Annotated in this window: 25 protein-coding genes; 24 read left to right on the top strand and 1 reads right to left on the bottom strand. The window is 54.3% G+C overall.

Annotation, left to right across the window (positions count from 1 at the left end; all coding sequences use genetic code 11):
- Positions 1-111: 111 nt before the first annotated feature.
- The 10 genes from NYE74_RS28655 to corA all read left to right on the top strand — a co-directional run bounded on the left by NYE74_RS28655 (position 112) and on the right by corA (position 9,653).
- Positions 112-912: a dioxygenase family protein gene (locus tag NYE74_RS28655; protein ID WP_036625816.1), complete on the top strand. Its 801-nt coding sequence runs from the start codon at positions 112-114 to the stop codon at positions 910-912.
- A 151-nt stretch (positions 913-1,063) separates the two neighbouring features.
- Complete coding sequence (locus tag NYE74_RS28660; protein ID WP_036625814.1) at positions 1,064-2,131, top strand: DUF3048 domain-containing protein; 1,068 nt, start codon at positions 1,064-1,066, stop codon at positions 2,129-2,131.
- A gap of 208 nt (positions 2,132-2,339) precedes the next feature.
- Positions 2,340-2,954 carry a DUF47 domain-containing protein gene (locus NYE74_RS28665; RefSeq protein ID WP_036625812.1) on the top strand — a complete coding sequence of 205 codons (615 nt, stop codon included), beginning with the start codon at positions 2,340-2,342 and terminating at the stop codon, positions 2,952-2,954.
- An 86-nt stretch (positions 2,955-3,040) separates the two neighbouring features.
- Positions 3,041-4,030, top strand: coding sequence for an inorganic phosphate transporter (locus NYE74_RS28670; RefSeq protein ID WP_036625809.1), 990 nt, complete (start codon positions 3,041-3,043; stop codon positions 4,028-4,030).
- Between the two features lie 142 nt (positions 4,031-4,172).
- Positions 4,173-4,412 (top strand): hypothetical protein, encoded by a 240-nt coding sequence (locus tag NYE74_RS28675; RefSeq protein ID WP_036625807.1) that lies wholly within the window; start codon positions 4,173-4,175, stop codon positions 4,410-4,412.
- 90 nt (positions 4,413-4,502) lie between these two features.
- Positions 4,503-6,050, top strand: coding sequence for a spore germination protein (locus NYE74_RS28680; protein ID WP_124331918.1), 1,548 nt, complete (start codon positions 4,503-4,505; stop codon positions 6,048-6,050).
- Between the two features lie 6 nt (positions 6,051-6,056).
- Complete coding sequence (locus NYE74_RS28685) at positions 6,057-7,271, top strand: Ger(x)C family spore germination protein (RefSeq protein WP_155620802.1); 1,215 nt, start codon at positions 6,057-6,059, stop codon at positions 7,269-7,271.
- Positions 7,268-7,495: a hypothetical protein gene (locus NYE74_RS28690; protein WP_124331916.1), complete on the top strand. Its 228-nt coding sequence runs from the start codon at positions 7,268-7,270 to the stop codon at positions 7,493-7,495. Before NYE74_RS28685 ends, NYE74_RS28690 begins: the two co-directional genes overlap by 4 nt.
- 11 nt (positions 7,496-7,506) lie before the next feature.
- On the top strand, positions 7,507-8,604 hold the full coding sequence (locus NYE74_RS28695; RefSeq protein ID WP_036628764.1) for a GerAB/ArcD/ProY family transporter: 1,098 nt from the start codon (positions 7,507-7,509) through the stop codon (positions 8,602-8,604).
- 89 nt (positions 8,605-8,693) lie between these two features.
- The gene (gene corA, locus NYE74_RS28700) at positions 8,694-9,653 is read left to right on the top strand and encodes a magnesium/cobalt transporter CorA (RefSeq protein ID WP_036625798.1); all 960 of its coding nucleotides are present in this window, start codon (positions 8,694-8,696) and stop codon (positions 9,651-9,653) included.
- A gap of 34 nt (positions 9,654-9,687) precedes the next feature.
- Here corA and NYE74_RS28705 read toward each other — a convergent pair whose 3' ends face one another.
- Entirely contained in the window at positions 9,688-10,185 is a 498-nt protein-coding gene (locus NYE74_RS28705) for a hypothetical protein (RefSeq protein WP_036625797.1), read from the bottom strand.
- Positions 10,186-10,428: 243 nt separating this feature from the next.
- On the opposite strand from NYE74_RS28705, the gene NYE74_RS28710 reads away from it, so the two are divergent.
- The 14 genes from NYE74_RS28710 to NYE74_RS28775 all read left to right on the top strand — a co-directional run bounded on the left by NYE74_RS28710 (position 10,429) and on the right by NYE74_RS28775 (position 26,192).
- The gene (locus tag NYE74_RS28710; protein WP_036625794.1) at positions 10,429-10,719 is read left to right on the top strand and encodes a YerC/YecD family TrpR-related protein; all 291 of its coding nucleotides are present in this window, start codon (positions 10,429-10,431) and stop codon (positions 10,717-10,719) included.
- Between the two features lie 4 nt (positions 10,720-10,723).
- The gene (locus tag NYE74_RS28715) at positions 10,724-11,584 is read left to right on the top strand and encodes a sirohydrochlorin chelatase (RefSeq protein ID WP_227872727.1); all 861 of its coding nucleotides are present in this window, start codon (positions 10,724-10,726) and stop codon (positions 11,582-11,584) included.
- Positions 11,585-11,603: 19 nt separating this feature from the next.
- Entirely contained in the window at positions 11,604-12,485 is an 882-nt protein-coding gene (locus tag NYE74_RS28720; protein ID WP_036625792.1) for a diacylglycerol kinase, read from the top strand.
- Between the two features lie 869 nt (positions 12,486-13,354).
- Positions 13,355-15,145, top strand: coding sequence for a 23S rRNA (uracil(1939)-C(5))-methyltransferase RlmD (gene rlmD / locus NYE74_RS28725; protein ID WP_341005384.1), 1,791 nt, complete (start codon positions 13,355-13,357; stop codon positions 15,143-15,145).
- Positions 15,146-15,463: 318 nt separating this feature from the next.
- The gene (locus tag NYE74_RS28730) at positions 15,464-16,699 is read left to right on the top strand and encodes an SEC-C metal-binding domain-containing protein (protein ID WP_341005385.1); all 1,236 of its coding nucleotides are present in this window, start codon (positions 15,464-15,466) and stop codon (positions 16,697-16,699) included.
- A 195-nt stretch (positions 16,700-16,894) separates the two neighbouring features.
- A complete protein-coding gene (locus tag NYE74_RS28735; protein WP_036623525.1) occupies positions 16,895-17,722 on the top strand; it encodes a ParA family protein in 828 nt (275 codons plus the stop codon).
- The gene (locus tag NYE74_RS28740) at positions 17,670-18,617 is read left to right on the top strand and encodes a ParB/RepB/Spo0J family partition protein (RefSeq protein WP_425325241.1); all 948 of its coding nucleotides are present in this window, start codon (positions 17,670-17,672) and stop codon (positions 18,615-18,617) included. Before NYE74_RS28735 ends, NYE74_RS28740 begins: the two co-directional genes overlap by 53 nt.
- Before the next feature lie 73 nt (positions 18,618-18,690).
- Positions 18,691-18,903, top strand: coding sequence for a hypothetical protein (locus NYE74_RS28745; RefSeq protein WP_036623523.1), 213 nt, complete (start codon positions 18,691-18,693; stop codon positions 18,901-18,903).
- Positions 18,891-19,295 carry a hypothetical protein gene (locus tag NYE74_RS28750; protein WP_341005386.1) on the top strand — a complete coding sequence of 135 codons (405 nt, stop codon included), beginning with the start codon at positions 18,891-18,893 and terminating at the stop codon, positions 19,293-19,295. The genes NYE74_RS28745 and NYE74_RS28750 overlap by 13 nt, the downstream gene beginning before the upstream one ends.
- Positions 19,296-19,545: 250 nt before the next feature.
- Entirely contained in the window at positions 19,546-20,667 is a 1,122-nt protein-coding gene (locus NYE74_RS28755) for an SAF domain-containing protein (RefSeq protein ID WP_036623520.1), read from the top strand.
- An 11-nt stretch (positions 20,668-20,678) separates the two neighbouring features.
- Positions 20,679-21,386 carry a hypothetical protein gene (locus tag NYE74_RS28760; protein WP_036623518.1) on the top strand — a complete coding sequence of 236 codons (708 nt, stop codon included), beginning with the start codon at positions 20,679-20,681 and terminating at the stop codon, positions 21,384-21,386.
- Between the two features lie 33 nt (positions 21,387-21,419).
- Positions 21,420-22,265, top strand: coding sequence for a hypothetical protein (locus tag NYE74_RS28765; protein WP_283858640.1), 846 nt, complete (start codon positions 21,420-21,422; stop codon positions 22,263-22,265).
- A complete protein-coding gene (locus tag NYE74_RS28770; RefSeq protein WP_341005387.1) occupies positions 22,262-24,133 on the top strand; it encodes an ATPase, T2SS/T4P/T4SS family in 1,872 nt (623 codons plus the stop codon). The genes NYE74_RS28765 and NYE74_RS28770 overlap by 4 nt, the downstream gene beginning before the upstream one ends.
- Positions 24,123-26,192, top strand: a complete 2,070-nt coding sequence (locus NYE74_RS28775; protein ID WP_341005388.1) for a hypothetical protein — start codon at positions 24,123-24,125, stop codon at positions 26,190-26,192. Before NYE74_RS28770 ends, NYE74_RS28775 begins: the two co-directional genes overlap by 11 nt.
- Positions 26,193-26,260: the final 68 nt, after the last annotated feature.

Here is a 26,260-nt window from a genome sequence, read left to right on the forward strand (position 1 = left end):
GTTAAGCGCGGCGATCGGGCGATAAAATCATGCCGAACTGGTAAATAACTTCCTGTAGGGATACAATGAATATAGGATACCACCAATTTGGCGCAGGGAGGTTTGAGAGTGATGACTCAACCTGCATTGTTTATCGCACACGGATCGCCGACGCTGGCAATCGAGCAAAACGCGTACACGGGTTTTCTCCGGCAACTGGGACAAAGAACGCTGAAACCGCCCAGAGCCGTTGTTATTTTCTCCGCACATTGGGATTCTCCCGTCCAATGGCTGACGGCGGACCGCAGGCATGAAACGCTGCATGATTTTTACGGTTTTCCCGAGGAAATGTACCGGATTCAATACCCTGCCCCGGGCGATCCGGAGCTTAGCGAAGCGATCGGCGCCATGTTTCATGCCCACAATCTGCCGTATCGGCTATCCGAAGGAAGAGGGCTGGATCACGGGGCATGGGTTGTGCTGCGGGCGATATTCCCGGAAGGAAACATCCCGGTCGTGGCCTTGTCCGTCGATTCCAAGCGCTCACCGGAGGAACAGTATGCCATCGGCAAAATGCTGGCCGGACTCCGGCGGCAAAACGTTCTCATTATCGGCAGCGGCGGCTTGGTGCATAATTTGCGCCTAATCGGAGACGAGGAGAGCGAGCCGTTTCCTTGGGCTGTCGAATTCGACGCTTGGATCGGTGAGCAGCTTCAGGACTGGAATTTGCGGCTGCTGTTCGATTACGGCAAAAAGGCTCCCCATGTCCGCAGCGCCATTCCTCCCTACGGCAAGGAGCATTTTGTGCCGCTGCTTTATGCGATGGGCGCCGCCGATGACGAGCGGCGGGCCGTCAAGCTGTTTCAGGATTACCGGTACGGCAGCTTAAGCCTCAACTGCTGGAAATTCGGCGCCGGGGACGAAGCCCGTTGACCAGGCTGCAAAATATCATGAAGAAGCGCAGAACCGATTCTTTTCGGTTGCTGCGCTTTGTTTTTTTAAATCAAGATGTGAGTCTTTGCGTTTCCAAAGCGGTTTATTTCGACGTATAATGTAAAAAAACGCATGGGATGACGGAGGTACGATGAACTTATTACGGTCTAAATTCGGAATACTACTGATCTTGTCGGTTTTCCTGCTGCTGATCTCCGGCTGCGGAGGAGCGAAGGAGGCGGTCACCCGGGAGGTTATCGCTCCCCCCGAAGCAGCACCGGAGGAGACGGAGCCGCCCCAACCTGAGGTACCCGCTTACACGGCTCCGCTTACCGGTTTGCCGGCGGAAGCGCCGGTAACCCGCCGCCCGCTGGCGGTCATGGTCAACAATGCGCCGGCTGCGCGCCCCCAGTCGGGCCTGATGGACGCCGACTTGGTGTATGAAGTACTGGCCGAAGGCGGGGTAACCCGCATGGTGGCGATTTATCAAAGCAAGGCGGACAGCGCCAAAATCGGCCCGGTTCGCAGCATTCGCCCGTACATGATCGATTTGGGGGAAAGCTATCACGGCGTTTTGGTCCACGCGGGAGCGAGCAACGATGCGTTCGCCATTTTGCAGCGGCAGCATAAAGAGGATCTCGATGAGATCACGAACGCGGGAGCTTACTTTTGGCGGGACAAGTCCCGGAAGGCGCCGCACAACCTGTACTCCAGTCCGGAAAAATTGCTCGAAGGGGCGGAGAAACGAGGATTCGCCACCGAAGATGCGAACGTGCCGGGATATACTTTTTACCGGGAAAGGGAAGGACCCGTGTCGTGGCAGGAAGCAAGCCGGGTAGAGATCAAGTTTCAACTGGACAATTACCGGGTGGGTTACGAATATGACGCGGCGAGCGGACGATATAAACGTTTCATTAACGGTAAGCCGCACACGGATCTGGAGACCGGCGAACAGCTGACGGCCGCCAATGTCGTGGTGCTGGGGGCCGAACACCGGGTGCTGGACGATGTGGGACGCCTGGACGTGAATTTGGAACTGGGCGGAGACGCGATCGTTTTTGAAAAAGGCAAAATGATTCGCGCAGAGTGGATACATAAACAAGGCGACATCATTCGCTTTATCGTGGACAATCAAGAGCTGCCATTTGTTCCTGGCAATTCTTTCATTCATATCGTGCCCGATTCGCCGGATTTCGACAGTCATATTGCCGTGGAATAGCGGGGGGCGAACTGGGGAAGTCTGTATTTTTGTGGCGAATAGAGGATAATTCTGGTTTATTCAGGCAACTTTAAGCTAAAGAACATGAAATGTTTGCGACATTATTAACCATCTTTCGACCGATTGTGTTAAGATAATCAAGGCTGTGTAATAACTGTGTAAAGCGCAGTCCGAAAGAAATACCTCATGCAGAGAAAAGGGGATACTGATGCGAGTGAAGAAGAAGGATATCTTTTTCCAGACGTTAGAGAACATGGCGGACACGATCGTGCATTCGGCGGATTATTTCGCCCAGCAGGTAGCGGAGTTCAAGGACGTGGAACAGTTCGCCAAAAAGATGAAGGAATTCGAATCCAAATGCGATGAATACACACATACCATTATCGTCGAGTTGAACAAAACGTTTATCACCCCGATCGAACGCGACGACATCATGAACCTCATCACGGCGCTGGACGATGTCATAGACGGTTTGGAGGCGTCGACTTCCCGTTTCTTCATGTACCACCTCTCCCAGCCGGACGAATACATCGCCCGCTTTGCGGAAATTCTGCGCAATTCGGCATATGAGATCCAAAAAGCGGTCCATTTGCTTTCCCAGAAAAAACTTCTCGCGATCCGCGAATACACGATCCGCTTGAACGACCTTGAGAATCAGGGGGACGAGCTGCTGCGGATTTGCATCAAGGAGCTGTTCCTGAAGGTGACGGACCCGATCGAACTGATCAAGAAGAAGGAAATTTACGAACGTCTGGAAACGACGACGGATGCCTGCGAGAAAGTAGCCAACATGCTGGAATCCATAATCATGCGTAATTCTTGAGCACTTCGCTTAACACTTGATATTCGGGAGGTTGGAATTGCGCGGGTTACACATATAGATAAACGATCTGTGCAAAAAGAAAAGATATGGATACGAGTTTACTGATCATTATCATCGTTATCATACTGGCGCTCGGATTTGACTTTATCAACGGTTTCCACGACACGGCAAATGCGATTGCGACTTCGGTATCCACCCGGGCGCTTAAGCCGCGCACGGCGATTATGCTGGCGGCGGTCATGAACTTCCTTGGAGCGATCATGTTCACCGGCGTCGCCAAAACGATCGGGGGCAGCGTGGCGGACCCGGCATCGCTGGACAACGGCCTTGAGATCCTGATTGCGACGCTGCTGGCGGCGATTATATGGAACTTGATTACGTGGTGGTTCGGCATCCCTTCTTCTTCTTCCCACGCTCTGATCGGCGCTTTGGCCGGCGCGGTGTATGTCGGCGGGGGGCCGGACAAGCTGAACTGGAACGGTTTTCGGACGATTGTCGAAGGGCTGGTTTTTTCCCCGCTGATCGCTTTTGCGATCGGTTATATCGTTATGCTGATTTTGAAGTGGATTTTTGCCTATCGCAGCCCGCATACGGTAAATAAAGGCTTCCGCTCAATGCAAATCATTACGGCGGCGCTGCAAAGCTTCACGCACGGCACCAACGACGCGCAGAAGGCGATGGGGATCATCACCTTTGCCCTGGTTACGGCGGAGTTCCAGGACCACATGGAAGTGCCGCTGTGGGTTAAAATCGCCGCGGCGACGGCGATGGCGCTGGGCACCTCAATCGGCGGCTGGAAAATCATCAAAACGATGGGCACGAAAATTTTCAAGATCGAACCGATTAACGGTTTCGCCGCGGATATGTCCGCCGCATCCGTGATTTTCGGGGCTACGCTGTTTCATCTGCCGGTAAGTACGACGCACGCCATCACATCGGCGATTTTGGGCGTCGGTTCGGCGAAGCGGTTCTCCGCCGTACGCTGGTCGATGGCCGGGCGGATCGTCGTCGCTTGGGTGATCACGATTCCGATCGTGGCCGTGATGGCCGGCGGCATTTATTTGTTGCTGTTTTAATGGTAAAAAAGGCTTCAACCTAAAAATCCGCGCTTAACGGCCGGCTGCTGGATCGACTAACCGTCGCCCTTAAAAAATAGCGGAATTTTATGATCTTATTATTCGGATTTGAGGTTGTTCATCCCCATTAGCGGAATTTTTTGTGCTTATTTTTCCTGTGAATGGTGCAGATCGCGGGTATTTCCTTGCGATTCAAACAAAAAGCGACAAAAATTCCCTCTATTTCTCTTTCAATGGGGGATACCGCCGGAATAACGACCTTTTTTGTCCTTATGTTTTCAAAGAACCGCCAGAGCGAATTGCTTTGGCGGTTTTTGTCATAGAGATGAAAGGGAAGGAGCGGATTCATGCCGGTTTAAAAAACAGAAATGCCGGGAAATGAAACCGGACTTTTTGGTGAAAATAAGGGAAAGGAGGAAACATATGTAAATATAACCGAATTGACTTTACAGGATAGGTAAGGTGGCCAGCTATGAAAAAACGGTCTTCGCTCCCGCCAAAAACATCCAGCGAAAACTCCCCATCCGATGTTACGGCCCTAGTTCCGTCGCTTGACCGGAATGTCGAGGCGATCAAAAAAATCTTAGGCGCTGCGGATGATATTGCATTCCGCTCCTTCCTGGTCGGTGGGGAGCTTAAAGCGCAGTTCGTCTATATTCCCGACATGTCAGACCGGCTGGAAATGGACAACAACGTCTTGAAGCCGCTCATGGGGATGGCCGGCGCGGAATCAACGGATTTGCAAGCGATCAAAAACCGGGTTCTGCCGGTCGGGTCGATCAAGGAGATCGCAGACGCCTACGAATGCGCCAGACAGCTGATCAAAGGCTATCCTTTGCTGCTGCTTGAGGACTGCGACCGGGCGTTGCTGCTCAAGATCGCCAAATGGGAAAAACGGTCGGTGGAAGAACCGCAGACCGAGCCGTCGCTCCGGGGCCCGCGCGAAGGATTCACCGAATCGATTTCCACCAATTTGTCGCTCCTGCGGCGAAAAATCCAAAGCGTGAACCTGAAATTAAAATCGTTCCAGTTCGGCCGCTATACCGAAACCGAGGTTTATGTCGCTTACTTGGAAGGCATTGTCCAGCCGGCCTTAATCCGGGAGGTGGAGAACCGCCTTAAACGCATAGATATGGACAGCGTGCTGGAAACCGGTTATATCGAAGAGCTGACGGAGGACACCCCCTATTCGCCATTTCCCCAACAGCAGTTTACGGAACGGGTCGATATCGCCGCGGCCGGCTTGCTGGACGGCCGAATCGTCATTCTGGTCGACGGTACGCCCAACGTGCTGATCGTACCCGTTACGCTCGTTACGCTGCTGCAGGCGGCGGACGACTATTACAACCGCTCGCTGTACTCCAGCGCGCTCCGTATTTTGCGATATTGCACGCTGTTTATTTCGTTGACGCTGCCTGCGGTGTACGTGGCGCTGCTGAATTTTCATCAGGAGATGATCCCGAGCAAACTCTTGATGAGCATCGCCTCCTCCCGCGAGGAGATCCCGTTTCCGACCATCGTGGAAGTGTTGATGATGCAGCTGGCGTTCGAGGTGCTGCGCGAGGCCGGGCTGCGTCTCCCGCGGCAAATCGGTTCGGCGGTGACGATCGTCGGCGCGCTTGTTGTGGGCGAAGCGGCGGTGTCCGCCGGTCTCGTGTCCGCGCCGATCGTCATCATCATCGCCTTTACGGGCATCGCCGGATTTACGGCCCCTCATTACTCGCTGGAATTCTCCGTCCGCCTGCTGCGGCTTCTGCTCATTGTGGCCGGGGGAATGCTCGGAATCCTTGGCGTCATGTACGGCTTGATCGGCATAGCCATCCATTTGTGTACATTGCGGTCTTACGGGCTTCCTTATTTGTCCCCGATCGCACCGTTCGTGGCCAGCGACATCAAGGACTCGGCGATCCGGGTTCCGTGGTGGAAGATGCTTGCACGTCCGAGCTTTTCGGGGAAAGACAACCGCGCGCGCCTCGCGCCAAAACAGCGGCCCAATCCGGGAAAAGGTGGCGAAAATTGAAACCATATGCGAAATCGTAAACGGAGATCCGCGATCGGGTTGGTGATTCAACGGCTGCTGCCTTTTGCGGCCTGCGCTGCGTTTCTCTCCTTAACCGGCTGCTGGGACGGAGAGGAAGTAAACGGACTGGCGATCGTAACGAGCGCAGGTTTTGACCGGACGGAAGACGGCGCCGTCGAGCTGACCTTGGAAATCGCCGCGCCGAAGCAAGAGGAAAGCGGCGGCAAGTCTTCAGGCGGAAAGCAGCAAGGCGGCGGGCAAACCTTGATCCGCTCCGCAGCCGGGGAAACGGTGGGGGATGCGGTTAATAAACTCCAAACGATGCTGCCGCGAACGATTTATTGGGGGCAGTTGGAGGTGCTGATTTTCGGGGAAGCGCTGGCGAAAGACGGGTTTCGCGAACAGCTGGATTACCTGCTGCGCGACAATGAAGTCCGTCTGCGGGTGCTGCCTTTCATCACCCGGGGCAAGGTCCGGGACTTTTTCAACTCGCCCTATTTGCTCGAACAGACCAAAGCCGACTTGCTGGAGGGCGAAGCCGTCCGCGCCTTTAACAAGCCGTTGACGCTAAACAAGCTGGTTCAGCGCTTAAACGGGGAAGAGGAAACGGCGATCCTGCCTTACATCGATGTCCCGGAACAAGGAGGAGGCGGGACAGGCGATACCCATATAAAGGGTTATGCGGTATTTAACCGGGGCCGTATGGTCGGAACGTTGACGGGGGACTTATTTCCGGGTACGAAATGGGTGAACAACCAATTGAAGCGGGATGTGGAAACGATAGAACTCGAGGGGACGTCGCCCTCGCGCATATCGCTTATGGTGATCGCCTCGGATACGCGTTTGGTCCCTTCCCGTAAGGAAGGGGAGTGGCAAATGGGAATCCGCATCAGCTCGGAACTGAGCATTGTTCAAAATACAACCCGTCTGGTCGTGTCGGAGCCGAAGCATATTCACGAGATTGAAGCTGCGATGGCCGATCATATTCGGGAGACGGTGGAGCAAACAGTCAAGGAGTCCCAGCGGATGCGGACCGATATTTTTAATTTCGGACAAGCGATCAACCGCAAGAGCCCCCGAGCATGGAAGGAACTTCAGGCCAACTGGGAGCAGTTCTTTCCCGGGATGGAAGTTCAGGTGGCGGTCGATGTGAGCGTACGCCGCATCGGCATGAACAGGTTCCCCGCCAGCTTACCGGAAAAGGAGCGGCCTAAACGATGATGTGGCTAAAAATTGCGGCAATATCGCTGGCTGTCGTATTGATCGTCAGGTTCGAATGGCTGCGTCTGAACAAAGGCAGCGCCCGGGAACGTGCGGCGCTTATCGCCGTAGCGGCTATCGGCTGGATTTCAGCCTTGCTGCTGGTCATATTTCCGAGGCTTCCGGGACCGCTCATGCTGATCGACTGGTTATACCGGCCGCTTGCCGGCTTAATAGGAGGATGAGGTGTCGTCTTATGGCAGAGAAAGGAAAGATTACCGCGGGACAATTAGCGTTTCTTATATATTCTTTGCTGGCGTATGACGGCCTGCTGCTCATTCCGAAAGTCACGGGCGAAGCCGCGGGCCGGGATTTATGGCTGTCGCCCGTTTGGGCCCATCTGGCCGGCTTATTCTTCCTGCTCGCCATGTTCCGTCTGGGCCGCATGTTTCCGGAGGAGACAATCATTGAATACAGCCAGCGTCTGCTCGGCAAATATCTGGGCAAAGCGGCGGGATTGGTCGTCGTATTTTACCTGGCTTACCTGACCAGCGTTATTTTGCGGATTTACGGCGACTTTATTTCCTCCGTTTTTTTGGAAATCACGCCCCCGCTCGTTTCCGCAGGCGGCATCATGGTTCTTATATCCTACACGGTCAGGGCAGGAGTGGAAACGCTGGGAAGATTGGCGCAGCTGTTTCTTCCGATTACGGTTCTCGTTTTCGCGCTGCTCGTCGTGCTTACCATTCCCGAATGGGACGTTTCGAATGTGTTTCCGATTCTCGGGAATGGCCTGGCTCCGTCCCTGAAGGGGGCGGTCGTTCCGTTCTCCTGGTTCGGGGCGTATATCGTTTTAGGGCTCTATTTGCCGCTGTTGTCGAACCGCCGGAAGGCGGCGCTTTACGGCTTGGCGGCCTGGTTCCTGCTGATGGTGACGCTTGTGGTGTCCGGCCTCGTTGCGGTCTTTCTGTTCGGGCAACACGCCATTTCGCTCAATTATCCGTTCGTCGAAGTCGTCCGGTACATCGCCGTCGGCGAATTTTTTCAGCATATCGATGCCTTGCTGTTGGCCGTATGGCTTCCCGGGACATTTATCCAATTGGCCATCTACCAATATGGCGCGACTTTGGGAATGGCCCAGTGGATCGGACTGAAGGATTATCGGGCGCTCGCCCTGCCGCTCGGATTTTTGATTTTGGTCATGAGCTTTTGGACCCCGCCCAGCAATATCGATTTTGAGCGCTATATGGCGGGAAGCCATATTTTTCTTGACTTCACGTTTTTCGTTTTCGGCCTGCTCCTGTTCCTTACGGCATGGATTCGCAGCAAGTTCGGAGCCCAAAAAGCCAAATAAGGCGCCGGGGAATAATTGCGCGAAGCGGCGTTTTCGCGTACGCTGAAATCATGATATCGAGCGGCATGAAGAAAGGGGGAAGGGTCGGCTTGATCAGAGTAATGGGGATGACGCACGACCATAAAGTCGTTCCGGACATTCCGCTGGAGCGCTCGCGTGACGAGGAGTACGTATGGATCTGGGCCGATTTTAACGAACCGTCGCCGGAGGAGGCCGAACTGCTGGGTTCTTTTTTCCGGTTTCATCCGCTGGCGATTGAGGACTGCCTGCATGTATTGCAGCGTCCCAAAATGGACTATTACGAGGATTATCAGTTTCTGGTGCTGCATGCTCTGGACCCGGACACCTTGGGCACGGTGGAAGTGAATCTGTTTATTGGGGACAGGTATCTGGTGTCGTTCCATCAGCACAGGCTGCGGGAAATGGACGAGGCATGGAAAAACATGCTGAAGCGGGCCCATGACCGGAAGGTTTGGGTGCACGGGCCTTATTCCGCGGCGTATATGGTGGTCGACAGTCTGGTGGATCAGTATTTCCCTTGCGTGTATGCGATCGAGGACGAGCTGGACGAACTGGAGAAAATGGGGAGCCGCGAGTCGGTGGAACTGCTGATGAACCAGGTGTTCGACCTGCGCAGCCGGCTGCTGAAGCTGCGGCGGACGATCGTGCCGATGCGCGACCTGATGTACCGCATCTTAAATTCGCAGCATGTGCAGGGCGATAAGGAGCCGCGCGCCTATTATGCGGACATTCACGATCATTTGCTGAAGCTGTCCGAAATGATTGAGGCCGACCGGGAAATGACCGCCGATTTGCGCGACTCCTACATTTCGCTGAATTCGAACCGGATGAACGGGATCATGAAAACGTTGACCGTCATTACGACGGTGTTTATGCCGCTGACGCTGATCGCCGGTATCTACGGGATGAATTTTGCCTATATGCCCGAGCTGTCTTGGAAATACGGTTATTTTGCTGTCTTAACCGTGATGCTGGCACTCGGCGGGTTGATGATTCTCTGGTTCGGCAAGCGGGGCTGGTTTAAGTAATGGCGGGCAGCATCGCAAGCCAAGCACCGCCGGATTAACGGCGGCGTTTGCCCGTTTTGCCGCTGCGCCCCCGGCTCCCGCCGCGGCGTCTCTGCGGGCCGCTGCGGCTTTTTTTACGGCGGCGGGGCCGGTATTCGTCCATCCGTCCTCCGGATCCGCCGCTTTGTTTCTTTTTGCCGAACGGAAGGAGGCTGGCAATCATTTTGGCCATCGGGGCGAATTGTTGGACGGTTTCCATCACCTTTTGCACTTTGCCCACAGTGGTCAGTATCCCGTCAACGCCGCCAAGCTTGTCGACGATGCCTTTCAGATCGCCCAGATTGGGGATAGAAAGGCTGCCGGCCGATCCTGGGGAACCGCCCGCCGCCGCGCCCGAAGCGCCATCAAACGGTTCGATGGACGGCGGAGTATAGGGCGTGAGCGCCGTAGAATCGGACGGGACCGATTCGTAAGGATTTACTCCAGGGTAATAGTCGGTATACGGAAATGCCGTGGGCGCCGCGCTTTGCCGGTAAGCATGATGATGTCGCATGGTATCACTGTCCTTTTTTGATATTTTATCGGAACGCCCTTTTTTGGGGATATAGGCGTTTGTAATACTATACTTTATGAGACCCGGGCGCGGGGCGTATGGACGAATGTCCCGGTTCCGGTGGGTGTTCGCGGATTTTGGGCGTTCTTTCTGTAATGCGTGAAACCGTTAATGCTTGAAAAGGGGGACTCCGCTCGGGTACAATGGGGGTGTGGTTAAGTAACGGTAGGGGATGATTATTCAGTGCAGCTGAAGAAGTTGAATGACAAAACGATCGATCAATTATTTGAGGCTATTTTAACGTTAAAAGACATTGAGGAATGCTACGTTTTTTTTGACGATTTGTGCACGATAAATGAAATCCAATCGATGGCCCAGCGGCTGGAAGTTGCGCGGATGCTTGGCAAAGGCAGCACATACAACCAGATCGAGGCGGAAACCGGTGCCAGCACAGCGACGATCTCCCGCGTCAAGCGCTGCCTGAATTACGGCAACGACGGATACAAGATGACGCTGGACCGTTTGGGGCGCTAAGCCGATGAAGGAAAAAATTCGGACGGCGGACATGGGGCGTCCGGCAGAGACCCAGCCGCTTCAGGCTCCGCCGCATAGGGATTCGACTGCATCAAAACCGGGGGTGCTGGTGATCAGCCACGGCTCTCCCGACGATCATTGGATAGCCCTGGTGGACGAGGCTGTCGCGGAAGCGGCGGCTGGTTTGCCCGCGGAACTTCCCGTGGTGTCGGCGTTCCTGGAAATCGTCGAGGGCCGCCTAATTCAGGACGGGATAAACGAGCTGGAAGCGCAAGGAGTGACAGATTTGATTGTCATTCCTTTATTTGTATCTTCGGGCAGCACGCATATCGATGAGATCGCGTATGCGCTGGGCGTAAAGGATACGCCGGAAAAGGAAACCGATCTGGAAAGGTTTCGGGTATCCGGGCGCGTGATTTTTGGCGATCCTATAGATGATGATCCGCTGGTTGCCGAGATGGTCTGGGACAAGGTGAAGGAGCTGTCGGAAAGTCCGGATCGCGAGGTGCTGCTGCTTGTGGGCCATGGCAGCATCCATGAGGCATTTCTGAAACGATGGGAGCGGGGGATTTCCTCGCTGGCCGCCCGGGTAGGGCAAATCAGCGGGCTGGCGGCCGCCGACTATGCTCTGTTAAATCCGGACAGCGTGCGGCGCAAAGTCGGCTTTTGGTCGGAGGAGCAAGGGTATGACGTCATCGTGGCCCCTTTGTTTTTAAGCGCCGGGTATTTTACCAAGACGATGATTCCTTCGCGGTTAAACGGGTTATCGTACCGTTATTCGGGGGACGCCCTGCTGCCGCATCCGCTCCTGTCCCGCTGGATGTTGCAGCACATTTTGCATATAATGGGATCATTGACAATATGAAAATCAGGTGGCGTTAGGGATGAAAAGAGCTAGGTTGATTTATAATCCCACCTCGGGAAGGGAAGAAATGCGGCGCATTTTGCCGGATGTGCTGGAGCGTTTGGATCGCCACGGCATCGAAACGTCCTGCCACGCGACGACAGGGGCGGGGGACGCTACGCGCGAAGCTGCCGAGGCGGTCGAACGCGGATACGATATCGTCATAGCGGCCGGCGGCGACGGTACGCTGAACGAGGTCGTGAACGGCATGGCCGGGAAAAGCAATCTGCCGCCGCTCGGCATTTTTCCGCTGGGAACGACCAACGATTTCGCCCGGGCCATGGGAATACCGAGGCGCTGGGAGGATTATTGCGACCTGGTCATCGAGAATAAGACGAGGCCGATCGACATCGGCAAGGTCAACGGCCGTCACTTTATCAACATCGCCGGCGGCGGGAAGCTGACCGAACTGACTTACGAGGTCCCCAGCCGGTTGAAGACGCTGATCGGCCAGCTCGCTTATTATATGAAGGGCATTGAAAAGATGGCCAGCCTGTCGCCGACGGAGCTGATTTTTCATGCTGAGGGCTACGAGGTCATCGAAGGCGAATTCATGCTGTTCCTGATCGCCAACAGCAACTCGGTCGGCGGCTTCGAGAAGCTGGCGCCGGATGCGCGCATCGACGACGGGCTGCTGGACGTCATCGCCCTCAAGAAATGCAACCTGGCGGAATTCATCCGCCTGGTGACGATGGCGCTGCGCGGCGATCATTTCAGCGATCCGCACGTGCTGTACTTCAAGACGCGGCGGATGGAGGTCACCTCGCCGGCCCGCGTGCAGCTTAACCTCGACGGGGAGCTGGGCGGCGAGCTGCCGGGCGTGTTCGAGGTTTTGCCGCAGCATTTGCGGATATTTGCTTAGTGCTTAGGAGAAGCACTAATATGGCGTAGGCTCCCCCGCCGGGATGGCGGGGGATTTGTGCGCTGAGCGCATGTTGACGAGCCGTACGCTGGCGGCATGTTAACGAGTTGTGTGCTGGCTGGGGGCTGATTGTATGCTGGCCGCGAGTTGACGGTTTGTGTGCTAGTTGCAGGCAACCGTATGCTGACTGCACGTTGGCTGTATGTGGACTGTACGCTTGCTGCGTACTGGCTGTAGTGACTGCATAACTGACTGCACGTGAACTGTAAGCTGACCGCACGCTGGGAATGCATACTGACCGCCCGCTCGCTGTATATTGACTGTAGGTTGACTGCACATTGACTGCATATTGACTGTACAAAAAAAGGTTGCTACCAGAAACTCTCCAGCCCCCAAAAATAAGGACAAAAATGTACGTTATTCCGGCTAAATCCGTTCATTTGAGAGAAGTAGAGGCAATTTATGCCGCTATTTTCCCACGTTGCAAGAAAATGCCTGTTTTCTGGACCATTCATAGGAAAATAAGTACATAAAATGTCGTTAATGTAGGTGAACACGCTAGGACTCCGGATAATAAGTACTTAAAACGCCGTTATTTTGAAGGCCAGCGGTGGTCGGTCATGCGGTAGGCAGTTGGCTGTCGTACGCTGATTTCTAGGTTGAGCCGGTTTTTTTGGGGGTAGCATCTACTGGCTCGTAACCAAACGGGGAGGAGCGGATCGCACATGGACTTAAAGTTTGGATACAATTGGCCGGGCTTGGGTTATGATGATGATAGTGAGCGCATAGACAAACCAACAAGTTTCGAGGTAAAAGAAGCCTTCGAGCTTTTCGAATAAATTTTTGGCAAAAGGTGAAGGAGCAGTTCCATGACTAAGCAACGAAAAAGCTTCAATGCCGGTTCCGGCGGTAGAGCAGGCGGAGGTACCGGGAAAGGCGGGCGGCGCTCCGGAAGCGAGCGCCCCCCTGGAAGTAGGGGACAAGCGGCTGGCAGCGGGGAGAAGCATATACGGAAAGCCGCAGCCGTAGCTGAACTTCCCGGGCTTCCTGTCGCGAAAAACGATGAACTCGTCATCGACATCATCGGGATGAATCACGACGGGGAGGGCGTGGGACGGGCCGAAGGCTACACGCTGTTCGTGGCCGGGGCGCTGCCGGGGGAGAAAGCCCGGGTCAGGGTGCTGAAGACGAAAAAGCAGTACGGCTATGCCAAATTGCTTGACGTCGTGCAGGCTAGTCCGGACCGCGTGCCGGCGCCCTGTCCGATCTACGACCAGTGCGGCGGGTGCCAGCTGCAGCACTTGAGCTACGAAGCGCAGCTGGCATGGAAGCGGCAGCATGTCGTCGACGCGCTGGAGCGGATTGGCCGGCTGCGCGTAGCGAGGGCGGCGCAGCCGGCCGAGTCAGGCGTGGTGCCCACAGCGGCACAGTCGGTAACCGCGCCTTCCGGGGCGGCCGATTCGGCCGGCAGTATGCACGGGAGAGCCATTGCGGCGGGCGGAGACGCAACCAAAGCGGTGCAGGCCGCACCTGGCGAGGGCTTGGCTGCTGCCGAAGGCTTAGTTTCAAGCGGCTTCGGTACGGATGGAGCCGCTGGTAGCGCCGATGGCAACACCGTGCCGGAGCAAGGTATTGTCGTCCGCCCGACGCTTGGCATGAACGAGCCTTGGCGCTACCGCAACAAGGCTCAGGTCCCGATCGGCGTCACCGAAGGCGGCCTGGTCGGCGGCTTTTACGCGCGGGGCAGTCACCGCATCATCGATATGGAAACGTGCCTGATTCAGCACGAACATAACGACGATGTCCTTTCCCGCGTCAAAGCGATCGGCCGCCAGCTTGGCGTCACCGCCTACAACGAGGAGACCGGGCGCGGCTTGCTGCGCCATGTCGTCGTGAAGAAGGCGTTCCGCACGGGTGAGATGATGCTGGTCCTCGTCACCAACGGGCGGGACATCCCACATGCCGACACCTGGATCGGCCTCATCCGGGAGCAAATCCCGCAGGTTGTCAGCATCTGCCAAAACGTGAACACGAAGCAGACCAATGTCATCTTCGGAGACGAAACGCGTGTCCTCTGGGGGCGAGACGTGATTTATGACTATATTGGCAAGGTACAGTTTGCCATCTCGGCGCGTTCTTTTTATCAGGTGAATCCGGTCCAAACGGAGGTTCTGTATAACAAAACGGTGGAGTACGCCGGGTTGACCGGCAAGGAAACGGTCATTGACGCCTATTGCGGCATCGGCACGATTTCGCTGTTTTTGGCTCAGCATGCAGACCAGGTGTACGGGGTCGAGATTGTCAAAGAGGCGATTGAGGATGCGCGCAGCAATGCACTACTGAACGGGATGACCAACGTGAAATTCGAGGTTGGCGCCTCGGAGGATGTTATCCCGCGCTGGAAGGAGCAGGGCATCGAAGCCGACGTTATCGTCGTCGATCCGCCCCGCAAAGGCTGCGACCCGCGACTCCTCGACACGATCCTCGAAATGAAGCCGGAGCGAGTGGTGTACGTATCGTGCAACCCCGCGACCCTGGCCCGCGACCTACGCATCCTTGAGGACGGCGGATACCGGACGGTCGAGGTCACACCGGTCGATATGTTCCCGCATACGGTGCATGTGGAGTGCGTAATAGGAATGCAACGAATCGATACGTAGAAATCCTTTGTTTTCAACACTTTGCGCGTTTTATGACTTTCACGGCAGACGGCAACGACTTCAAAAATAAGTTGCTCAAAGACAAAATCGAGGTTTCGGTCGTTTTGGACCTGGATTTGGACGTCGGGTGTGTAGACATGTGAGATGGTTGTGCCAAGCTAATAATTTCAAAAGTTTGAGTGTTTAAGAGAGCGTCCTTAGTGGATGTTCTCTTTTTATATAGATATTTTTCAATTGGGGAAAAACCGTTGACAAAAGTAATACCTCTATTGTCCGGCTCACTCAATTTGGAGGGCATTCTTAATAAGGCTTGGGTTTATGTTAAAATTAGGTTGTTATTTTATAAAGCATGATGGAAGGGAATTAGTTGATGAAGGGACGGTTGCATTGAATATATTTAAACAGATACGAATATGGAATAATGAAAATTGTCCCTGTGGAAGTGGCAAAAAATACGGTTTATGTTGCAAAAATAAGAAGATTTCTTCTGAGAAAAAATCCCAAAAGCCGCCCGAGGTTCAATTAATGGAACTGATGAGAAAGTCTATGAAAAAAATTTGTATGCATCCTGAACAAGCGCAATGCAAAGGGAGAATCAAGGGTGCACATGCTTTACAGAACAATAAAATTATTACTTTGCTTGCGGGCGAAGGACGACATGTCTACATGTTAGATTCCAAAAAGAAACCTCTCATAGTTCCAATGTTGAACGGAAAATCAGAAGTAATTGTTGAGGTAAGTAGAACAAGTGCAAACGATGCGACTACTGAAACTTGTTTTTGCGATTTACATGATAATACTGTATTCGCAGCCATAGAAAAAGGAGCGCCGGATTTTGAAGAAACGAATGAGAAAATGAAATTCATATATGCATATAAGGCCTTTATCTTCGAGTATTACAAGCAACGGATGTCGATAGATATTTTTAGATCGATGTTTGTGAAACAACCTGTTGCATTTAAAGCTCCTACGATGGTGGGCTTTTATAGAATGCTTCAATTGAAAATGAAGGAATTCGAACCAGTGAAAGCTCATTTCGATGAACAAATACTATCGAAAACGTATGGAGGTATCGAAACCTGCGTCATTAAAATACCTGAGCAGATTAAATTTGCTGTTTACTCTTATATAGCTCTTGATTATGATTTAGATGGAAAAAAAATTAAACACACTGTTAAGGGAATTATGCATCGGCTTGCTGTGACTGTTTTTCCTGAAATAAATCAGTCGTACATTTTATTAAGTTGTTTGGAAGGCGAAAAGCATATATATGAAATGCTATTCCATCAATTGAAAAATGCTTCAATTGATAGAATTAAATTTTATTTGTCGACGATTTTACCATTATATTCAGAAAACATGGTTCTGAGTGCAGATTTGTGGAATGCTTGGGACGATGAGACTAAGATGGCGTATACTTTCTATGCAAATTTAAAAGGGCCGGATTTCATTAGATTCAGCAAAGTTATTGGGATGGTACTTCGAAAAGCAAACCGTAAAAGTACAGAAATTGACTTTAGCAAACGAGGGAAAATCGATTTATTTCCGATTTGAAATTGCTCTCCAAGATGTTTTTACAGACTCCAAAAAATCAAAAATAACAACAGAAGTTAACGATATGGATTGAGATATTAGTTCAAGAGAACGCTCTTTATACGGCGTTCTCTTTTTATATAGATACTCTCAAAAAGCCGGTTGTCCTGAAATATCAGCGCAACCGGCTTTTTTGCGTGAAAGGAGAAGTGTAGGATGACCAAGGTGATCGCCCTCGCCAATCAGAAAGGCGGCGTTGGCAAGACCACAACGGCGGTCAATCTGGGGATCGGTTTGGCAGCCGAGGGGAAAAAGGTTTTACTGGTTGATGCGGACGCGCAAGGCAACCTGACGGATTCGTTAGGTTTCCACGAGCCGGATAATTTGTCGGTATCTTTGGCGACATTGCTGGCGAAGACGATGCTGGAAGAATCCTATAAAGCGCGGGAAGGTATTTTGCATCACCATGAAGGCGTTGACCTGATGCCAGGCAATATTGAATTGTCCGCTGTTGAGGTATCGCTCGTCAATACGATGAGCAGAGAAACGATTTTGCGTTCGTACATCGATTCGGTTAAAGCCGATTACGACTACGTGCTGATCGATTGCATGCCGAGTTTGGGCATGTTGACCATCAATGCGTTGGCGGCAGCAGACAGCGTCATTATCCCCGTTCAAGCACACTATTTGCCCGCCAAGGGAATGACACAGCTCTTGCAGACCATTGCCCGTGTGCGCAGGCAAATCAATCCGAAGCTGGTTTTGAACGGCGTGCTGCTCACGATGGTCGACAGCCGGACGAAATTTGCCAAAGACATTTCCTTTATTCTTCGGCGCGACTACGGCGACAAGCTGCGCGTGTTCAACACCGAAATTCCCTTATCCGTTCGCGCGGCGGAAACAAGCGCCAAGGGGAAAAGCATCTACGTCCATGATCCGGATGGGAAAGCTGCGGAGGCTTATGCCGCCTTTACGAAGGAGGTGCAGAGCATTGGCAGCGAAAGACGACATGCGCGCCAGCATCAAACTGACCACAGTCGCTGATTTATTCTCCACCGAGGAGAGCCGCGCCGATGAAAAGCGGGAAAAAGTGTTGGACATCCCTTTATCTGCAATCAGCGATTTTCCCGGCCATCCGTTCAAGGTGAAGGCGGACGAAGCGATGTTGGAAATGGCGGATAGCGTGAAGCAATACGGCGTTCTCGTTCCCGGACTGGTACGTCCGAAAGGTGATGGCGGCTACGAAATGGTAGCCGGGCATCGGCGCAAAAAAGCGAGCGAACTGGCAGGCAAAGAAACGCTGCCCTGCATCGTTCGCGAACTGGACGACGATCAGGCGACGATCATCATGGTGGACAGCAACCTGCAACGGGAAAATATTGCGCCAAGCGAGAAAGCATTTGCCTATAAGATGAAGTTGGAGGCGATGAAGAGACAGGCGGGCAGACCGAGTAAAGAAAATTCTACCCAAGTTGGGCAGGATTTACGAGGAAAATATTCAGTTGAAATTTTGGCAGATCAGGCAGGCGAAAGCCGTAATCAAATCCAGCGCTATATCCGCCTTACCGAACTGACCCCCTCCATTCTCGAAATGGTGGATGATAAACGAATCGCCTTCAATCCGGCCGTAGAGATTTCTTACTTGGCCGAAGAAGAACAGCATGCCCTGTACGAAACGATGCAGTCCGAAGACTGCACGCCTTCGCTGGCGCAGGCGCAGCGCATGAAAAAACTGAGCCAGGACGGGCGGCTTAACGTGGATGTCATCTTCTCGATTCTCACGGAGGAGAAGCCGAACCAGAAAGAAAAAATGACCATTCGGCGCGAGCGGATCGACCGTTTCTTCCCGAGGGACTTTACCGAAAAGCAAAAGGAAGATCTGATCGTACAACTGCTGGAAAGCTGGTATAAAAAACGGCAACGGGAACTGGAACGTTAACCTGAATCCAGTTCGGCAGGCACTCTCCCCTAGACGGAGAGCTTTTTTATACCCATTTTTGGGGAGGCGATTCATGATGTATTTCACGAAAGGGAGGCGTCGTCAATATGAGCGCCTGATGCAAGAAAAGCCGGGTTTCAACCGCTTCGAAGTTCTGGAGGATGAGATCGAACAACCGCGCACGCGAAACAAGAACTCTCGTAATGTCGGCCTATCAAAGCAAAACCGGGGAACGAGGAATGACAGCAATTTTCCAGGAAATGAGGACGGACAATGGAAGAAATAAAGCGAATGGTGGACAACTATGAAGTCGTTCAGGCCATCTCCATCGGGAAGGTGGAAGTGCTGCTTGGTGTAGACGAAACCAATGCCGAACGGCCGTACATGGTTTGTACCTGCACCCGAAACAATTCTTTGGGTGTCGAGCAATTTTACGCGATTGCGGCCGGCGCGGATTATCTTGAGGCCATGCATGACTTTGTTTCCCGCGTGCAATGGGAACTGGAGGATCTCAAAGAAGAAAGGGCCAGTGTCAAGGTGCCCGTTCTCCCCTTACCCAAGTCCAATGCCAGCCGATTCGCGAAGAGATGCGCATTGACCACCAGGTTGTTGTCATCCGGCCGGAACGGTTGCGACCTGAATACCGCACCGCTGTTAACCAGCTTGTGCTGGCGCTAAGCGGTTTTGGCACCTCTGCCAATTCCCGAGGTCGCGCCGTCTACGTGATCAATCTGTATACCGGAGAAGAGGCTCGCTGGAATCGGGAGGATTTTATGGGTCTGATAAAACCGGAGCATATGCCTGCATGGGCGCAAGAAAAATTGGAGCAGCATCAGATTGGAACTCAGCAAAAGCCGAAGCAACGTGACGAAGCCCGGTAAAGTCAATCGACAGCACTTCAATTTTGGTTTGAAAGGAGACGTGAGCGATGTCGTGGACGTATCGGCACCGCAAGGCGCTTATCATCGCGGCGATTGCCGTAAGCGTTTGTTTACTGGCTGCTGCGGCCATTTATTCTCTGATTAAGCAATCAGAGCAAGAGCAGAAACAACAGCAAATGAAGGAACATTATGAAAGGCAAATCGAAGAATTGAAAACGATAGAGGAACAATCGCGCAGAAGCGTTTGGACTGTGGCGCACGCTGTTCCGGCCGGCGGCATCGTGAAGGCGGAAGACCTCAAGTCTGTTCCGCTGCCTGCGAATCTGGTGCCGCAAGGAATGATTACTGATCAGAACGCGGTCATTGGCAAAAGCGCCAAAATCGAATTAGAGCCAGGCACGCCGTTGATGCCTTCCATGCTGTACGAGGGCGCGCCAATCCCAAAGGATTTGCGGGTGCAGGAGTTTCAAGTCATTCAGCTTCCCTCCAATCTGCAAAAGGGACAGTACATCGACGTGCGAATCAACTTCCCGACTGGCGAGGATTTTGTCTTGCTGGCGAAGAAGAAGGCGCGGGAGTTGTCCGGCAATGTCATCTGGCTGGAAATGAACGAGCTGGATCTATTACGGACTTCAAGCGCGATCATCGATGCCTACTTGCAAGGCGCGCGGCTGTATGCCCTGCCCTACATCGAGCCGGGCTTGCAGGAATCGGCAGTAGTCAATTATCCCGCCAATCCGAAGGTGCTCGACTTGATGGATCATGATCCGAACCTGCTAGAAAAAGCGACAACCGAGCTTGCCCGCCAACTGCGAACGACACTGGATGACAATCTGAAGGCGATGAGCGAGTCGGACAAACTGCGCGTAACGAGCGGCAGCGTAACGGTTCAGCAGCAACTGCAAAACGAACGGATTGTCACGCAGCAAGGCAATGCCATGCATGAGGCGACCCCATCGCCGCCGCCGGCAGGCGCAACGGCTACGGTCGATCAGGAACCGCCAGCTGCGCAGCCGCTGCCCACCTCTTCCGTTCCGACAACGACGAGTGAGAATCGGCCGGAAACGTCAGCGGAGTCTACATCATCTGTTTCAACAGAACCGGCGCCAGCTTCGTCGTCTGGAGAGCCTGCAAAAGTGGATAAATTGGAGCAAATTTTTAATCAGTGAAGGAGGCCGTTATGAAAAAAGTCGTGTTTTTCGGCGCGCCGGACAAAAGCCACTTGCTCCTTGTGCTGGGCAAGCTGCTCACGGCGATGGAGCGAAAGGTGCTGATCGTGGATTCCACCCTTGCCCAGTCCATGCAAGGCTATTTGCCGCGAGGGGAATTCGGCGATTCGCTGCGGGAGTTTGAAGGCATCGATGTGGCGACCGGGCTCATCACGCCAGCGCAATTGGAACGCTCCCTGCTTCAAGCCGAAGGCGAAGCGGCCTACGATGTCATGCTGCTCGACACCGATCACACCGAACTTGTGAAGGGACGAGAGTTGCCGGGCTATGACAAGCGGGTTTGGTGCAGCAATTGGAGCCGGCTCGGCATGCATAAAAACGCGGAGTTGATGCAGCGGCTGTGCCTTCACGAAGCGGAAGGCCAGCCGCTCACGTTTTACAAACTGATTGCTCCCACTCTGCAGATCGCCATGCCTGAGACCTATTTCGATTCGCTGCTGCCGCAGCAGGCTGTACGCTGGGAGGAAGCGATATTCCGCTTTCCGCTGGACGAACGGGATATGTCGGTCGAACTGGACAACCAGCATCATGGCCGCATTGACATCAGGCGGCTGTCCGGGGCGTATCGCCGGAACGTGCTGGACATGCTGCAACAGTTGTTTGATTGCGATGCCAAAACGGCCCGGCGTGCATGGGCGCGTGCGCGAAAGCGTGCGTGAACCCGGTAAAGTCGCATGAAAGGAGATGAAGGAATGGGTTTTACCGTGGTGTTTTGGAGTCCGGTTTCGGGACAGGCCGGTACGACGAGCAACCTGATCGCCGCCGCGGCGCTGCTCGGATTGGAATACTCCTCGCGCCTTTTGCTGCTTGGGCATTTGCAAAGTGAATACGCGGCCATCGAACGCAGCTTTTACCCGAGACGGGGCTGGATGAGCAAAGCGGACACCCCGCCTGACGCGGGCATCGACTCGCTGCTCAGGCTCTTGCAGAACCGCAAGCTGGAACCGAACAGGTTGCGGGATTACACGCTGCCGCTGCTCGCCGACCGACTCGACATCCTTCCGGGATCGAACAAGCCGGATGCATCGTTTGTTTCCGCCGCACAGGAATGGCTTGCGCCTCTTTTGGAACTGACAAGGCGCGCTTACGATCTGGTATTGCTGGACGGCGGAAGCGGCAACCTGTCGGCGTGGACACAGGCGCTGCTGCGTCAGGCGGATTTGCTGGTCGTCTGTTTGCCGCAAAACGCGCTCAAGCTGGAGCAGGTCTTTCCGCTGGTGGAGGCGCAGCTTCAGCCCGACCGGAAGCATTTGCTTGTATTCGGACAATACGATCCTCGCTCCGCTTTGACCGTTAAGAATATCAAGCGCCAGTTCCATCGGCGGGAGCCAGCGTACCCGATTGTCCATAATACGGGCTGGCTGGACGCGACCCAACAAGGAGAAGCCGTCCGTTTTTTATTTCGCAACCGGCAGGTGCCGCGCAGTCATGAAAATGCTTCTTTTATGAAACAAGTGCGGACATTGGCGCAGGCGATCATCAACAACGCCGGACTGGACAAGCCTCTTTTCGGAGGGAAGGAGGATGATAACCGATGATGTTCGCGCTGAACGGTTTGCTTCTGGCGGGCATCCTCGTTGCGATCGGCGTCTTGCTCTATTTGCGTATGAGCCGCCGCTTGCCGGAGCAGCCGGACGAAAAGCCGGTCTATACGCTGGAAGCGATGACCGTGTTTGTGAAAGAGGCGCTGCACGAGATGACGAGCAGCAACCTGATTGACTTCGGCTTGTCGGAAGAAGAATACCGCCGCCGCAAAAACAAGCGCGCAGAACTGAAGAAGGCGCTGCGGGGCTGCACGTCCGGAGATTTGCGGGACAAGGCGTATATGAAGCAGGTCATCTCCGATTTGCTCGAACAGCGTTATACCTTGGACGATAATAACCTGAATCGCCTCCTGCCGTTTGACGACCCGCAGGCGCTCACATCGCAAGATCAATTTGACATCCTGCTCTATCTCTATAAAAAACAACATCGTTTGAAAGCGCTGGACGAACTGATCCGCAAATATGAACTGGACTGCCCCAAACGGAGCTTGGAAGACGAAGAGACTGAGTCGTACCGGATTACCGCCGACGAAATTCGCGATATTTACAAGCAGGAAGCGCGCAGGCTGTCTGTCGAGGACAAAACCCAGATCGTTGTGCAGCGGATCTACCAGCAGTACAAAGGGTTTAGCGTCATCGACGAAATCCGCGACATGAAAATCGACGGCGTATCGGGCGGCGTCTCCGGCATCCCGCCCTCGATGTGGGAAGGCGAGTGGGGCCTGGAGGAAGAAGCGCTGCTGCGCGAAGTGCCAAGGTCGCATGACAGCGTGTGGCTGTTTTATAAAGGGAAATCCATTCATTTGAGCTTCCTGTCCTTCGGCTCGGAGCAAGAACTGAGGCGCGTGTGCCAGAACGTGTACAAACATAATTTTCCCGGCCAATTGTCCGAGGCGAACGGCTTTAAGGTGAACGAAATGGCCGATGGCTCCCGCGTCGTCGTGCTGCGCCCCCGGTTCAGCGAATCGTGGGCTTTTTTTGTGCGCAAATTCGATGTGCAAAACGCCGCGCTGGAACAATTGATTCAGGACGACAATGCGGAGTTGCCCATTGGGCTGATCCGATATCTCGTCATGGGCGAGCGCATTACGGCCATCACCGGTGCGCAGGGCAGCGGCAAAACGACGCTCTTGATGGCGATGGTGCGCTACATTCCGGCCATCTTGCCGATTCGGGTGCAGGAAATGAGCTTTGAGCTGCAGCTTCGGAAAATATACCGGGATCGCAACATTTTAAGCCTGCGGGAAACGGAAACGATCTCCGGGCAGGACGGTCTGGACATCCAGAAAAAAACGGACGGCTCGGTCAATATTTTGGGAGAAGTGGCGACCGACCCGGTTGCCGCCTGGATGGTGCAGATGGCGCAGGTCGCTTCGCTGTTCACCTTGTTTACGCATCACGCCAAAACGTTCCGCGATCTCGTCTATTCGCTGCGCAATTCGCTGCTGAAGACAAGGGTGTTTACGAACGAAAAAGTGGCCGAGCAGCAGGTCGTCAGCGTCATCAACTTCGACATTCACCTCAGGCGGGACGCGGACGGACATCGCTACATCGAACGGATTACCGAATGTGTGCCGGTGGAGCAGGAGACGGCCTACCCGGAGACGTTCCGCCACAAAACGACGACCGAGGAAAAAATGACGGCGTTCATGGAGACGATGCTGGAATACTTCCGCCGCTCGACGGACCGCCCGCTTTACGTCGCGCGGAACGTCATCGAGTACCGCGACGGACGCTATGTCGCCGTTCATCCGTTGTCCGAGCGAAGCCGCAAGGAAATCGCTGTATGCCTCGCCGGGCCGGACCAGGCGGCGTTCGAGGCGTTTTTGGCGGTTCACTGGGGGGATAGCGATGAGGCTTGAATGGCTGTCCCTTTTGCTGGGCGCCGCGACGGTATTGTTCCTTGTGATAGTGGCGGCGTTTCAATGGGTATCCCGCCACGGTTCGGACGCGGAGGCCGTTCGGCGGTATGAAGCGTTGCGCAAACCGGGCAAAGCCCGCAAGAAGCAAGCGCTGAATAGCGTGTTGCAGCAGTTGTATCGCCTATGCGAACGCGTACCGATTCTACGCGCTTATTTGCACCAACTTCGCAAACGAATGACCATTCTCCAGCTTGGCGACGAATGGAAGTTGCGGCTGGAGACGATGAAGACGGCGCTCCTCATATGGGGCGTGCTGCTCGCGGCGGCTGTTCCGCTGGCGATCGGCGTGCGCGACCCGGCCGCGCTCGGCATGATTGGCATCGGCTTTTGGGTTGGCCACGGGATCTTTTCGGACAACCTGGTCCATCGGCTGGAGACGCGACTGCTTCGGCAACTCCGGCATTTTTTCTCGGATGTGCGTCATCATTATCATCGTCATGGCATGGTGGAAGAAGCCATTTATGAAGCGGCGGACGGCGCGCCGTATGAGATGGCGCTGCACGGACACGAAATATACGAAGTGCTCACGGCAAGCGACGCCGAGCAGCGGCTGGCGCAGTATATCGAGAGCGCGCCGAACCGCTATTTGCAGGGCTTGGCCGGGCTGTCGCATCTGGTGAAGGAATACGGCGACAAACGAACCGCAGCCGGTTCCGTGTACTTGAAGGCGCTCGGGAAGCTCGCGACAGAACTGAATCTGGAACTGCTGCGCCGCGAGCGCCTCAGTTTCCTGTTGCAAGGACTGACCGCCATCGCGCTGTTGCCGCTCTTGTTTACCCGGCCGATCGAAGCTTGGGCCAGCCATTACTTTCCGGCCATGGACGCCTTTTATGCGAGCACGACCGGCTGGATCGTGAAAATCGGCCTGATTGCGGTCGTATGGCTGTCCTACGTCCTGCTGCGGAACATTCAGGAGCTGGACGCGAGTCCAAAACCAACCGGCCGAAAAAGATGGGAGAAACGGGTTTGCGAATGGCCGTGGATGCGCTGGGTTGTGCATCGTTTCGGTCCCGCCCCCGGTTCCCGGGAAGCTGACCGCATGGTCAAGCTGCTTAAAGACACCGCGTCGCCGCTTCGGCTGGAATGGCTCTATGTGCAGCGCATCGTGGCGGGGGGCATGGCTTTTCTGGCAGTGCTCGGGATGTTTATTACGCTTCATGCCGCAAGCCGGCATCAAATCCTGTATGTGCCGGTAAAGCCGGGCATCCTGTTCGGCCAACTTTCGCCGGAGGAGGAAGCCAAGGCGCGCGAGGCGGCGGCGCTCGATCGCCGCATCATCGATCGCGTAAAGGAGGTGAAGCACCGCACCGAAGAAACGGTGATGGCCCTGCTCCGCAGCGAAACGCCGACGGCGAATCAGGACGATCAGCTTCGCGCCGCGGCTCGGCGCATTATGGTCAAGCTCACGAAGCTGGACAATCAGTATGTGAAGTGGTGGGAAGCGCTCCTCGCCGCTCTCGCGGGATGGGGCGGCTACGCCATGCCGGTCGGCGTTCGGTTGTTCCAGCGGCGCATGCGGCAGATGGAGATGAAGCATGAAGTGGATCAACTGCATGCCGTCATCGCCATGCTGGCGGATATGGACCGGATGTCGGTCGAGCATCTGCTCATCTGGATGGAACAGTTTGCCCGCGTGTTCAAGGAACCGCTGCAAACCTGCTTGCTTCACTTCGAACAGGGCGCGGATCAGGCGCTGGCGCAGCTGAAAGAGGATGCGCCGTTTGTGCCGTTCGTCCGCACGGTCGAAAAGCTGGAACTGGCGGCGCAAAGTTTGCCGATCCGGGAAGCGTTCGACGACCTGGAGTCGGAACAGGCTTACGCGCAGGAGCAGCGCAAACAGGAGTACGAGCAATTGATCGAGCAAAAGGCGGGCTGGGGAAAATGGATCGGGTTTGCGCCGATGATGGCCCTCATTTTCGGTTATCTGGTCATTCCGCTCGTCATCGTCAGCTTGCACCAGATGTCCGTTTACTACGAACAGATTCAACGCATTCAGTAAACGGACATGTTGCGGCGCTTTCCAATCGGGAAGTGTCTTTTTATTTCGAATTTTATTTGAAGGAGAGA

It is taken from the genome of Paenibacillus sp. FSL P4-0127 (assembly GCF_038007325.1).
GTDB lineage: Bacteria > Bacillota > Bacilli > Paenibacillales > Paenibacillaceae > Fontibacillus > Fontibacillus macerans.

Bases quoted from the DNA above. Each gene is read 5' to 3' on its own strand.
- NYE74_RS28670 (WP_036625809.1), top strand. From the start codon at position 3,041: ATGGATACGAGTTTACTGATCATTATCATCGTTATCATACTGGCGCTC.
- NYE74_RS28715 (WP_227872727.1), top strand. From the start codon at position 10,724: ATGAAGGAAAAAATTCGGACGGCGGACATGGGGCGTCCGGCAGAGACC.
- NYE74_RS28730 (WP_341005385.1), top strand. From the start codon at position 15,464: ATGTTAAAATTAGGTTGTTATTTTATAAAGCATGATGGAAGGGAATTA.
- NYE74_RS28695 (WP_036628764.1), top strand. From the start codon at position 7,507: ATGGCAGAGAAAGGAAAGATTACCGCGGGACAATTAGCGTTTCTTATA.
- NYE74_RS28735 (WP_036623525.1), top strand. From the start codon at position 16,895: ATGACCAAGGTGATCGCCCTCGCCAATCAGAAAGGCGGCGTTGGCAAG.
- NYE74_RS28770 (WP_341005387.1), top strand. From the start codon at position 22,262: ATGATGTTCGCGCTGAACGGTTTGCTTCTGGCGGGCATCCTCGTTGCG.
- NYE74_RS28760 (WP_036623518.1), top strand. From the start codon at position 20,679: ATGAAAAAAGTCGTGTTTTTCGGCGCGCCGGACAAAAGCCACTTGCTC.
- NYE74_RS28685 (WP_155620802.1), top strand. From the start codon at position 6,057: ATGCGAAATCGTAAACGGAGATCCGCGATCGGGTTGGTGATTCAACGG.
- NYE74_RS28655 (WP_036625816.1), top strand. From the start codon at position 112: ATGACTCAACCTGCATTGTTTATCGCACACGGATCGCCGACGCTGGCA.
- NYE74_RS28690 (WP_124331916.1), top strand. From the start codon at position 7,268: ATGATGTGGCTAAAAATTGCGGCAATATCGCTGGCTGTCGTATTGATC.
- NYE74_RS28720 (WP_036625792.1), top strand. From the start codon at position 11,604: ATGAAAAGAGCTAGGTTGATTTATAATCCCACCTCGGGAAGGGAAGAA.
- rlmD (WP_341005384.1), top strand. From the start codon at position 13,355: ATGACTAAGCAACGAAAAAGCTTCAATGCCGGTTCCGGCGGTAGAGCA.
- NYE74_RS28665 (WP_036625812.1), top strand. From the start codon at position 2,340: ATGCGAGTGAAGAAGAAGGATATCTTTTTCCAGACGTTAGAGAACATG.
- NYE74_RS28705 (WP_036625797.1), bottom strand. From the start codon at position 10,185: ATGCGACATCATCATGCTTACCGGCAAAGCGCGGCGCCCACGGCATTT.
- NYE74_RS28745 (WP_036623523.1), top strand. From the start codon at position 18,691: ATGATGTATTTCACGAAAGGGAGGCGTCGTCAATATGAGCGCCTGATG.
- NYE74_RS28755 (WP_036623520.1), top strand. From the start codon at position 19,546: ATGTCGTGGACGTATCGGCACCGCAAGGCGCTTATCATCGCGGCGATT.
- NYE74_RS28680 (WP_124331918.1), top strand. From the start codon at position 4,503: ATGAAAAAACGGTCTTCGCTCCCGCCAAAAACATCCAGCGAAAACTCC.
- NYE74_RS28765 (WP_283858640.1), top strand. From the start codon at position 21,420: ATGGGTTTTACCGTGGTGTTTTGGAGTCCGGTTTCGGGACAGGCCGGT.
- NYE74_RS28660 (WP_036625814.1), top strand. From the start codon at position 1,064: ATGAACTTATTACGGTCTAAATTCGGAATACTACTGATCTTGTCGGTT.
- NYE74_RS28750 (WP_341005386.1), top strand. From the start codon at position 18,891: ATGGAAGAAATAAAGCGAATGGTGGACAACTATGAAGTCGTTCAGGCC.
- NYE74_RS28775 (WP_341005388.1), top strand. From the start codon at position 24,123: ATGAGGCTTGAATGGCTGTCCCTTTTGCTGGGCGCCGCGACGGTATTG.